The following is an 11244-nucleotide window of genomic DNA, read 5'->3' as shown; positions in this document are numbered from 1 at the left end:
TTCTTGGGCAGGAGCTCCACGAACTTCCACATGGCGGCCTTGCCCACGTCGACCTTGCGGCCGCCGGGCACGCTCTCGTTCATGCTGCCGCTGGTGTCGAAGATGAGGACCAGGTCCGTGGGCGCGCCGGCCTTGCCGGCCGCGGCCCGGGCCACCGCGGCATGGCTCTGCTTCTTGGGGACGGCGTGGGTCTGTGCGGCAGCGCAAGGCCAGAGACCGGCCAAACAGGCGAACGCAAGCGCAAGCCGCATAGAAGGTGCAGTAATTCTATATTACGCGAGAATGGACTGCAAGGACGAACCGCAGTTGGTGACAGGCTTTGACTTTTTTGACTTTTAGATGGTGACGGGTGTTTGTTAACTTTCTTGACTTTTCAGTGCGACCCGCTGCGACTTCAGCTTGAGGGTGGGCAGGTACGGGGACTCCGGCCTCACGGTCAAGGTCCGCCGCCCGGGGTCCGCGATGAGGTCCAGCTGCTCCATCACGAGTTGGCCGATCAGCGGCTCGCAGCCGGGCGGCCCGACCAGGCAGTCCATATGCATGGTGCGCCCAGCCACGGTCAGGGTCAAAGTCCCGGCCGTGGGCAGTTCGATGCGCGTCTCATCGGCCAACGACACGACCGCCTTGCCGAATATCTTGAGGCCGAGCGCTTCCACCAAGTCCTGGGGCAAGAGCGTCATCATCGCGCCCGTATCCACGATAGCCTCCAAATCCTGCACCCGGATGTCATCCTCGGCCAATCGTCCCGCCTCGAAAGCCCCGCGGTCGCCCAGATTCTCCAGCCGCACCCTCGCCCGGATCTCTCCCATCGCAGCCCTCCTCACGTGGGACTTCAGGAGGCGCTCGATCTCCCCCCTGCTATATATACGAGGAGACCCCGGCTTTTGTTCCATCATATCGTTCCTCCCGACGGCGGCTCAGGCCTGGATCACGTCGCCCTTAGCGCCTGGTGACAGGTGTTAACTTTCTTAACTTTCTCAACCTCTCAATGCGACGCGCTGCGACTTCAGTTTTAGGGTGGGCAGATACGGGGACTCCGGCCTCACGGTCAAAGTCCGCTTGGCCGGATCGGCAATCAGGTCCAGCTCTTCCATCACGAGCTGCCCCAACAGAGGCTCGCAGCCGGGCGGACCTACGAGGCAGTCCGTGTTCATGGTACGGCCGGCGACGGTCACGGTCAAGTTGCCGGCCCGCGGCAACTCGATCCTTGTCTCATCCGCCAGCGCGACCACGGCCTTGCTGAAAATCTTAAGGCCCAGAGCCTCGACCAAGTCCTGAGGCAAGAGGGACAGGACCGCGCCGGTGTCGACGACGGCATCCAGTTCCCGCACCCGGATTTCCGCCTCTGCGATATGCCCCGTTTCAAAAAGTCCGCGATCGAGCTGATTCTCGAACCGGACTTTTACTCTGATCTCCCCCATCGCAGCCCTCCTCATATGAGATTTCAGGAGGCGCTCGATCTCGCCCCTGCTATATATACGAGGAGACCCCGGCTTTTGTTCCATCATATCGTTCCTCCCGACGGCGGCTCAGGCCTGGATCACGTCGCCCTTGGCGATGACCACGATGCCGCCGGGGCTGACGTAGAAGCGCTTGCGGTCTTCCTCGGGCTTGACCCCGATCTGCACGCCCTCGGGGATGCGCACGTCCTTGTCGATGATGGCGCGCCGGATGACCGCGCGCCGGCCCACGTCCACGTTGTCGAAGAGGATGGACTCCTCGACGCGGGCGAAGGAGTTGATGCGGCAGAAAGGGCCGACCACGGAGCGGTGCACCCGGCCGCCGCTGAGGATGGTGCCGGGCGAGATCACCGAATCCGTGGCCGTGCCCACGCGGCCGTCGCCGCCCTCGGAGAAGACGAACTTGGCCGGCGGGGCCACGACTTGAGTGGTGAAGATGGGCCAGTTGCGGTCGTAGAGGTTGAAGTCCGGGTCCACGTTGACCAAGTCCATGTTGGCCGACCAGTAGGCGTCGACGGTGCCCACGTCGCGCCAGTACTTGGAGGACTTCTTGTTCATGTCCACGAACTGGTAGGCCATGACCGGCCCGCCGCGCATCATGCGCCAGACGATGTCCTTGCCGATGTCGTACGTGCTCTCCGGGTCCGCGTTGCTGGCCTCCAGGGCCTTGCGCAGAGCCGAGATGCGGAAAGCGTAGATGCCCATGGAGGCCAGGCACAGCTCCGGGTGTCCGGGCAAAGTCTTGGGCTCCTCCGGCTTCTCCTGGAAGCCGATGACCTTGGAGGTGGTGTCCACCTCGAAGATGCCGAAGGACTTGGACTGGGACTTGGGGACCTCGACCGCGCCGATGGTCATGTCCGCGCCGGTCTGCACGTGGAAGTCCAGCATGGGCCGGTAGTCCATCTTGTAGATGTGGTCGCCCGAGAGCACCAGGGCCACCTCGGCGTCCTCCTGCTCGAGCGTGGTCAGGTTCTGGTAGAGGGCGTCGGCCGAGCCCCGGAAGGACTCCTCGCCCACGCGGAACTGCGGGGCCAAGGACTCCACGTACTCGCCCAGGGTGGGCCGGCTGATGAAGCGCCAGCCTTCGCGCAGATGGCGGTTGAGGGAGGCGGGCACGTACTGGGTGAGCACGAAGATGCGGCGCAGGCCGGAGTTGATGCAGTTGGAGAGGGTGAGGTCGATGATGCGGTAGATCCCGCCGAAAGGCACGGCCGGCTTGCAGCGCACCGTGGTCAGCGGCCCCAGGCGCTCGCCCTTGCCTCCGGCGAGCAGGACCACCAAGGTCCAGCGGTTGTAGCTGCCGATCATCCCGGATATGTTAGCAAAATGAGGTCAGGCGGGCACTTTGGGTGCGGGGGAGATCTCCAGGCGCGCGAAAAGCCGTTGATCCGTCCCTGGAACTCCGCACCGACAGGCTATCCCTGTCGGTGCGGAGTCGCGCGCCGAAGGCGCGCCCAGAACCACAGAGCGGCCGACGCCGCAAGTTATCCACAAACTCTTCGCGCGAAGAGTCGCGAGCCCAAAGATTCCTCCACGGACTTGCCCCGGGGCAAGTCCGTGGATAACTGCGGTGTCGCCGGCATACGCAGCACGGCGCCGCCCAGACAGGCAGAGCCTGTCTGGGCGGTTGCGCCCGGCAAAGGGCCGCCGGGCGCTCGTTTGACAGCTCGCCAGCACAGGCCGATTTCCTACAGATCTTCTCCGCACCCGCGCTTCGGGAACTTTTCAGGCCGGAAGGTGTCAAAAGGCCAGCCCCGCGCCGGTCAAATTTAGTATGGTGTCCCCGAAACCCTCGGAGGCCTTATGAGACGATCCCTCGTCTTCGCCCTGCTGGCTTGCCTGCTCCGCCCCGCGTCGGCCCAAGCCCCCAAGACCCTCAAGGACTACGACGCGCGCTTCGACCAAGGCCTCTATCAGGAAGCGCTCAAAGGCTACGAGTCCCTGCTGAAATCCCCCGATGAGGAGACCCGCCTCAGGGCCCTCTACCGCGCCGTCGAGAGCGAGGCTCTCCTGTTCCGCTACGCCGAGGCCGCGGCGCGCTCGCTGGCCGCCAAGCTGCCCGAAGACCCGGTCTGGCGCGGGCGCTTCCTCATCCAGCGCGCGGAGCTGGCGCGCGAGTTCATCAAGCAGTACGGCTACTCCGCCCCCGCGGACGTGGAAGCCGGGACCAAGGACCTCGCCCGCCGCACTCCCGAGGAGTGGCACAAGGAAGCCCAGGCCGCGTTCCTCCAGCTCTGGGCTCTGCGCCGTGAGCTGCTCCAGGCGCCCATCTCCGGCGAGGGCTACTTCGTGGACCTCAAGGGCGCGGAGACCGACATGGCGCCCACGCTGTGGGATTTCGCGGCCCTGCGCTGGACCGTCTATCTCCTGGACGAAGCGGCCCACAAGCCGGAGCGCAATCCGCCCGCGCTCTCGTTCCTCCAGCAGGACTATGCCGTCGCCTTCTCAGCCGACGCTCCTCCGGCAGCCCAGGCCGCGGCGATCATGGAAGAATCGGCGCGCATGCCGGCCGCGGGCCGCGCCGCGGCGGGCGAGCAGTGGCGGATCTGGCGCCTGCTCATCCCGTTGCGGCACTCCGACGCCGTGGCTCCGGCTGCGGACTACGCCGCCGCGGTCGATTCGGCCGTGGCCATCCTCAAAGGCTGGCTGGAGTCCTTCTCCGCGCCGCCGGCCAAGGCCCAAGCCGGCTGGGAAGCCGCTTCCTTGCTCGACGGCCGCTCCCGCTACGCGGACACGGTGCAGCTCTGCCGCCGCATCGAGAAGACCTGGCCGCTCTCGCGCGCCGGCCGCCATTGCGCCAAGCTGCGCGCCGAGATCGAGCTGCCCGTCCTCAACCTCACCGCGCGCTTCACCCCCCCGCCGGGCAAGAACGCCTTCTCCTTGAACACGCGCAACCTCGGAGCCGTCTTCTTCCGGCTCTACCGGCTCGACCCCCGGGAGTTGCAGTCGCTGCGCCCGCGCCGGGAACAACAGGACTGGAGCGCCCTGCGCCAGCCCGAACGCGAGCTCGCGGCATCCTACGCGGTCCGTGCCCCGGACTTCGCCTGGGAAACGGCGGTGAGCACGCACGCGGCCTACGCCTACTCCGATACCGCGGTCTCCCCGCCCGCGCTGGGACCCGGCGTCTACCTGGCTTTGGCCAGCGGCGACGAGCGCTTCGCGCCCAAGAGCTCGCTGATGTCCGCGGCCATCGTCAATGTGACCGAGCTCTTCCTCATCACCAGTGTCGGCGCCCAGGGCCCGGAGCGGGACTTCATCTTCGACCCGGCCGGCCCGGCCCGGCGCGAGGCCCCGGCCCTGCATTTCTACACGGTCAACGCCCTAGACGGCCGGCCCGCGGCCGCCTCCCTCGAGGCGTTTCGCCGCGAGGACTGGGGCGCCGCGCAGCGGCTGTCCTTGGCCGCCGACGACTCCGGCATGGCCCAGGCCTCGGCGACCGTGCCCCTGACCTACGCGACCGGCTACAACCTTTCCTTCGACGCTTTGGCCCAGGCCGGAGCCTCGTATGCCTACGGCGCCAATCCGGTCTATTTCAGCCACTCGGTCCCGGCGCCCATCGAGGTCCGCCTGGAGACGGACCGGCCCATCTACCGGCCGGGCCAGGAGGTGCGCGCCAAGGTCACGGTGCTGCGCCGCATCCCGCGCGGCTACAAGGTCTACGACGGGGCCTCCGTGGTGTCTTTCAGCGCCCGCGACGCCAACTACCAGGAGCTCTACAAGAAGGACCTCAAGCTGAGCGCCCTGGGCAGCGCCTCGGCCAGATTCACCATCCCCACGGGACGGCTCCTGGGCAGCTACAACATCAACGCCTCCATCACCGACTTCGGCCACGGCTTCTCCGGCTCGGAGGGCTTCGCGGTCGAGGAGTACAAGCGGCCCGAGTTCGAGGTGACGGTGAAGGAGTCCACGGGAGCCTGGCGCTACGGCCGGCTCGCCATGGTCGCGGGCCAGGCCAAGTACTATTTCGGAGGCCCGGTGCCGGACGCCCCCGTCACCTACAGAGTCTACCGGGACGCCTACATCCCGTGGTTCTGCTGGTGGTGGCGCGGCAACATCGGCGGCGGCCGCACCGAGGTCGCCTCGGGCCAGGTCAAGACCGGCGCGGACGGAGCCTTCTCGTTCTCCTTCACCCCCCAGCCCCAGGACCAGGCCATGAAGGACCCTTGGCCCTCGGACTTCCGGGTGGAGGTGGAGTCCCGGGACGCGGGGGGGCGCACCATCACGGCCGAGCGCTCGTTCAAGGCCGGGGCCAAGGCCTTCCTCTTCGACATCTCGCCGGACTCCGGGTTCCTCACGGCCGGCAAGCCGGCCGCGGTGCCGGTGCGGCTCATGAACCTCAACGAGAACGCGGTAGCGGGCAGCGGCGCTTTCGAGCTCTTCCGGCTCGCGGGCCGGCCCAAGGACGTGGAGACCGAACCTTACTGGGCCGGCTACTTCCCGGAGACGCCGTCTTTGGAGACGATCTATAAGGACGTCCCCAACGGCGCCAAGGTGGCGGGCGGCAGCCTCAAGTTCCTGGCCGAGAAACCCGCGTCCGCGGCTCTGGGGAGCCTGGAGACCGGCGCCTACCGTCTGACCGTGCGCAGCCAGGACCCCTGGGGCGGCGCCAACGAGCAGTCCATCGTGCTGCTCTGCGCCGACACCAAGGGCCGCCTGCCCTTGCAGCTGCCGGCCGTGGCGCTCTTCGAGCACTCCTCCTACCTGCCGGGCGAGACCGCGCGCATCCTGCTGGGCTCCGACTATCTCGCGGGCACCGTGTTCGTCGAAATCTGGGGCGGGCAGCACCTCCTGGAGCGCCGGGCCCTGCAAGGCGGGGTGCGGCTGGTGAGCATACCGCTGACCGGGGACCACAAGGGCGGGTTCTCCGTGCGCTGGTTCGGCGCGCGCGACTTCAGGATCCGCTCGGGCGGGGCGGCCGCGGCCGTGCCCTGGAAGGACCGCGAGCTCTCGCTCAAGCTCGACTACGACAAGGTGCTCAAGCCCGGCCAGAAGGCGCGCTGGGCCCTCTCCGTGACCGACCGCGACCATAAGCCGGTGAGCGGCGAGGCCGTGGTGCGGGTGTTCGACCGCTCGCTCGAATACTACGCCGCGGCCGCCAGCCCCTGGCTATCCTCTCTCTACGGCGCGCGCGGCGGCCCGCAGGCCGGCCAGGGCTCGCTCTTCGCGCCCAGCGTCAACCAGATCCCCGTCGAGGAGGGCTGGATCAAGAAGATGCTCAACCTCTACTACTCGGCGATCAACGAGCCGGAGCCGCCCGAACTGCGCCTCAACCGCACCCGGGTCTACGGCCATCGCTTCAGAGCCCAGAGCAAGGGGATGATGCTCAGCGAGGATGAGGGCATGGCGGCAGGAGCCGCCGGAGCCGCCATGGACAGGGCCATGCCCGCGCCCGCGGCCGCGGCCGCGCCCATGGCCCAGGAAGCCAAGAGCCTGGCCCGCAACGAGGTGGCCGGCAAGAAGGACGCCGCGCAGCCCGCGCCTGCGCCCGTGGCGGTGCGCTCGGACTTCTCCGAGACCGCCTTTTTCGAGCCGCAGCTCAAGATCACGGCCGGCCGGGGCAAGTTCTCATTCAAGGCCCCGGAGCAGCTCACCAGCTGGAAGATCCAGGCCTCGGCCATCACCAAGGACGTCAAGCGCGGCGCGTTCGGCGCCGAGGCGGTGACGCGCAAGGACCTGATGGTGCGCGTGGACATGCCGCGCTTCTACCGCGAGGGCGACCAGGGCGAGATCAAGGCCGTGGTGCACAACGAGACCGAAGCCGAGCTCGCCGGAGAGGTCACGCTCTCCGTGACGGAAGAGGGCGATCCCTCGGCCGAGAAGCTGGGCCTGGCGGACTTGGTCAAGCCCTTCACGGTCAAGCCCCACGGCCTGACGCCCTTGACCTGGACCGTCAAGGCTCCGCGCGGGCAGACCTCTTTCAAGATCCGGGCCGTGGCGCGCTCGGGCGACAAGGCTGACGCCGAGGAACGCGACCTGCCCATATTGCCTTCGCGGCAGCGCCTCATCGAGACCGCGCTGGTCAGCCTCGACGGCACGATCAAGAAAGCCCTCAAAGCCCCGCATTTCGAGGACCAGGACGACACGCGGGTCAACGAATCCATGACCGTGCAGATCGACCCCCAGCTCGCCCTCTCCATCCTCAACAGCCTGCCCTTCCTGGTGCACTACCCATACGAGTGCAGCGAGCAGCTCATCGACCGCTACACTCCCTTGGCCATCACCAACGCCTTCTACAAGAAGAACCCCAAGCTGGCCGCGGCGGTCAAGAAGATACCCAAGCGCGGCACGCTCACCCCGGCCTGGGACCGCAGCGACCCCCGGCGCCTGATGACCTTGATGGAGACGCCGTGGGAAGAGCTCTCCCAGGGCGTCAAGAGCTACTGGCCGTTGATCGACATGTTCGACCCCGCGCTGGTGGCCGCGGAGCTGGGCGACGCGAGCTCCAAGCTCAGGAGCTACCAGAACTCCGACGGCGGCTACCCGTGGTTCCCGGGCGGACGCTCCGACCCCTACATCACGCTCTTCGTGCTCTCGGGCTTCGCCGAGGCGCAGCGCTACGGCGTCGAGGTCCCCATGGACGCGGCGGCCCGGGCCTTGGGCTTCGTCAACAACGAGGTGCCCAAGCACCTCAAGCCCGAGCCGGGAGAGGTCTCCCTCATACTCTACGCCGCCTACGTGGTGACCTCTTATCCGAGGTCCTTGCCCCAGGCGGCCCTGGGCTACAAGTTCGCCAAGGTCTGGGCCGACTACGCGGACAAGCACGTCGACGCCATGACCCACATGGGCAAGGCCCTGTCCGCCTACGTCTACTGGCGCTTGGGCGACAAGGCCAAAGGCGACCTGTACCTGGCCCGGGCCATGGACGGGGCGCGCGAAGACCCCATCGCGGGCGTTTACTGGACCCCGGAGAAGCTCTCCTGGCTCTGGTACAACGACACGGTGGAGACCCACGCCTTCATCCTGCGCACCCTCCTGGCCCTCAAGCCCAAGGACCCGCGCATCCCCGGCCTGGTGCAGTGGCTGCTCTTCAACCGCAAAGGCAACGAGTGGAAGTCCACCAAGGCCTCGGCCGCCGCCATCTACTCACTGCTCGACGTCATGAAGTCCCGCGGCTCGCTGGACCGGGGCGACAGCTTCGTCGTGAAGTGGGGTCCTGATGTGGAGACCGCCCAGGTGGAGCCTTTCGACTGGCTGGCCAAGCCATTGCGCTGGCTGCGTCTGGGCTCGGACATCACGTCCCGGCACGGCACGGTCCGCATCGAGAAGGAGGGGCCGGGCCTGGCCTTCGCGTCCTTGACCTGGATCTACACCACGGACCGGCCCGCCGCGGCCTCCGGCTCCGGCATGCTGGAGTTGACCCGGCGCTTCTTCCTGCGCTACAAGGAGGGCGAGACCTACCAGCTCAAGCCGCTCGCCGCCGGAGACACGGTCGCGGTGGGGGACCAAGTCGAGGTCCAGCTCAAGGTGAACACCCGCAGCCAGTTCGAGTACGTGCACCTCCAGGACCCCAAGCCCGCGGGCTTCGAGGCCGAGGAGCTGCGCAGCGGCTGGAAGTGGGACCAGCTCTCGCGCTACGAGGAACCGCGGGACTCGCTGACCAACTTCTTCATGGACTGGGTCCCGCACGGCGAGTACGTCCTGCGCTACCGTCTGCGTCCCACCACCCCCGGCTCCTACCGGCTGGGCGCTGCGGTGCTGCAGTCCATGTACGCGCCCGAGATGTCCGCGCACTCCGACAGCTTCGCGATCAAGGTGCGGCCTTGAGGAGGGCCGCGAGGTTGCGGCGGGCCTCGGCGAAGTCCGGCCGCGCCCGCAGCGCCGCCTCGTAGTGCCCGGCCGCTTCCTCCCGCCGGCCTTGCGCGGCCAAAGCCCCGGCGAGGTTGCTGTGGGCCTCGGCCATGTCGGGCTGGGCCTGGAGGGCCAGCTCGTAATGCCGCATCGCCTCGCCGATCCTTCCCTGCTTGGCCAAGGCCAGCCCCAGGTTGTTGTGCGCGCCGGCGTTGTCCGGCCGCGCCTGGAGCGCCAGCTCGTAGTGCGCAATCGCCTCGCCGGTCCGGCCTAGCCCGGCCAAAGCGGCGCCCAGATTGCTGTGGGCCGAAGCGAAGCCCGGCTGAGCCTGGAGCGCCAGCTCGTAGTGCCGCATGGCTTCCTCCAGCCTGCCTTTCCCGGCCAAGGCGACCCCCAGGTTGTCATGGGCCGGAGCGAAGTCCGGCTCCGACTTCAGCGCCAGCTCGTAGTGCCGTATCGCCTCGTCCAGCCGGCCCTGCCCGGCCAGGCAGAACCCGAGGTTGTTGTGCGCGAGGAAGGAGGCGGGATTCTTCGCCAGGACGTCCCGCCAGAGCGTGCCGGAGTCCCGGTAGAGCCGCCCCTGCCGCCAGGTCGCGGCGCCCAGCCCGCAGAGCACGGCCGCGGACAAGGCCGCCGCCAGCCAGCGGCGCGAGAAGAATCTCGCCGCCGCGCCCACCGCCGCCGCGATCAGGCCGATGCAGGCCAGGTACTGGTAATGGTCGGCGGCCGGAGCGAAGCGGAAGGTGTAGAGGCTGATGAAGCCCAGCATGGGCGCGATGGTCACGGCGTAGAACCCCAGCGCCGCGGCGAAGCCGCGTCCCAGACGCTCCCGGGCCAGAGCTAGCCCCGCGCAACCGGCCAGAGCCGTTGCGGGCCAAAGCCATTGGACCCGATCATGGACGTCCAGCGGCCAGCGCTGGTAGCTGAAGGAGAGCTGGGCAGGCCAGGCGAGCTTCATGGGATAGAACCAGAAGGCGTGCCCCGCCATCAAAAGACGCTGCGCGAAGGAGACGCAGAGCCTGGCCCGAAGAGCGTCCGGGCCGAGGTTATGCGCCTCCACCCAGACCGTGAAAAGACCCCACCCCAGAGCGAGCGCGAAGAAGGGGAGCAGGCCGCGCACCTGCGGCCAGCCGGTCTTCAGCCCGCGCTGCCAGCGCACCAGCAATAGGGCGACCGGCAGCGTGGCCACGACCGTCTTGCTGAGCAGCGCCAGGGCGAACAGGCCCAGAGCGCCCCAGTACCACCGCCGGCCTTCGCCGTCCTCATAGCGGAGGTAGGCGCCGAAGGCCGACAAGAAGAAGAGCCCCGAGAGCACGTTCTTGCGTTCCGCGATCCAGGCCACCGACTCGACTTGGACGGGGTGCAATGCGAACACGGCCCCCGCCAGCCAGGCCCAGCGCAGCCCCAAGCGCCTGAGCAGCAGCCAGACCAAGAGCGCGTTGATGATGTGGAGGATGACGTTGTCTACGTGGTAGCCCAGCGGCCGCGGATCCCAAAGCCGCCGCTCCAGCCAGAAACTGGTGTAGACCATGGGATATTCCCGGTAATACAACTCGGGCGCGGGCTGAAGGGTCCAGATCTTGGACAACGCGCCGGAGCGCGTCAGAAGGGGGTTGCCGGCGTAGAGATCGTCGTCCCAGACGAACCCGCCGCGCAGCGCCGGGACGTACGCGGCCAAGGTCAGGAAGCCGAGCAACAGGGCGCTGAACCCGACGACGGCAGGGCCCGGCGCTTTCCATGACATGAGCGAGAATCCACCCTGACGCAAGCGGGGGTTATCATACTACAATGAAACGGAAATATGCCGTCCTGCCATTCCGACGGGCGCAGCCCGTCGGAATCCCGCGCACGAAGCGCGGAACAAATCCTTCCTGGGAACTATGTCCGGACACAGTATGGCCCCGACACATTCGTGTCGGGGCGGGTTCCGGCGCTGCGCGCCGGAACCTCGCTCAAGGCAGCGCCAAAAGTCGGCCAGGGCGGACAGATTATTCCT

At 67.6% G+C, this 11244-nt stretch carries 6 protein-coding genes; 1 reads left to right on the top strand and 5 read right to left on the bottom strand.

Annotated features, from left to right (window positions below; all coding sequences use genetic code 11):
* The 4 genes from NTY77_19650 to glgC all read right to left on the bottom strand — a co-directional run.
* Positions 1–251 (bottom strand): hypothetical protein (locus NTY77_19650; protein MCX5797711.1); only part of this gene is annotated, 251 nt, incomplete at its 3' end.
* A gap of 105 nt (positions 252–356) precedes the next feature.
* Positions 357–809 carry an aspartyl protease family protein gene (locus NTY77_19645; GenBank protein MCX5797710.1) on the bottom strand — a complete coding sequence of 151 codons (453 nt, stop codon included), beginning with the start codon at positions 807–809 and terminating at the stop codon, positions 357–359.
* 168 nt (positions 810–977) lie between these two features.
* Positions 978–1421 carry an aspartyl protease family protein gene (locus tag NTY77_19640; GenBank protein MCX5797709.1) on the bottom strand — a complete coding sequence of 148 codons (444 nt, stop codon included), beginning with the start codon at positions 1419–1421 and terminating at the stop codon, positions 978–980.
* 108 nt (positions 1422–1529) lie between these two features.
* On the bottom strand, positions 1530–2768 hold the full coding sequence (gene glgC / locus NTY77_19635) for a glucose-1-phosphate adenylyltransferase (GenBank protein MCX5797708.1): 1239 nt from the start codon (positions 2766–2768) through the stop codon (positions 1530–1532).
* A 495-nt stretch (positions 2769–3263) separates the two neighbouring features.
* On the opposite strand from glgC, the gene NTY77_19630 reads away from it, so the two are divergent.
* Positions 3264–9224 (top strand): MG2 domain-containing protein, encoded by a 5961-nt coding sequence (locus tag NTY77_19630; protein MCX5797707.1) that lies wholly within the window; start codon positions 3264–3266, stop codon positions 9222–9224.
* Here NTY77_19630 and NTY77_19625 read toward each other — a convergent pair.
* Entirely contained in the window at positions 9208–10992 is a 1785-nt protein-coding gene (locus NTY77_19625) for a tetratricopeptide repeat protein (GenBank protein ID MCX5797706.1), read from the bottom strand. The two genes, NTY77_19630 and NTY77_19625, sit on opposite strands and share 17 nt — an antisense overlap.
* Between the last annotated feature and the right edge of the window lie 252 nt (positions 10993–11244).

This window comes from Elusimicrobiota bacterium (assembly GCA_026388095.1).
In the GTDB taxonomy this organism is placed as follows: Bacteria; Elusimicrobiota; Elusimicrobia; order UBA1565; family UBA9628; genus UBA9628.
This window is presented reverse-complemented; position numbering and strand designations above follow the sequence as displayed.

Excerpts from the sequence above, each read along its gene's own strand:
- NTY77_19645 (MCX5797710.1), bottom strand. The coding sequence starts at position 809 with ATGGGAGAGATCCGGGCGAGGGTGCGGCTGGAGAATCTGGGCGACCGC.
- NTY77_19640 (MCX5797709.1), bottom strand. The coding sequence starts at position 1,421 with ATGGGGGAGATCAGAGTAAAAGTCCGGTTCGAGAATCAGCTCGATCGC.
- glgC (MCX5797708.1), bottom strand. The coding sequence starts at position 2,768 with ATGATCGGCAGCTACAACCGCTGGACCTTGGTGGTCCTGCTCGCCGGA.
- NTY77_19630 (MCX5797707.1), top strand. The coding sequence starts at position 3,264 with ATGAGACGATCCCTCGTCTTCGCCCTGCTGGCTTGCCTGCTCCGCCCC.
- NTY77_19625 (MCX5797706.1), bottom strand. The coding sequence starts at position 10,992 with ATGTCATGGAAAGCGCCGGGCCCTGCCGTCGTCGGGTTCAGCGCCCTG.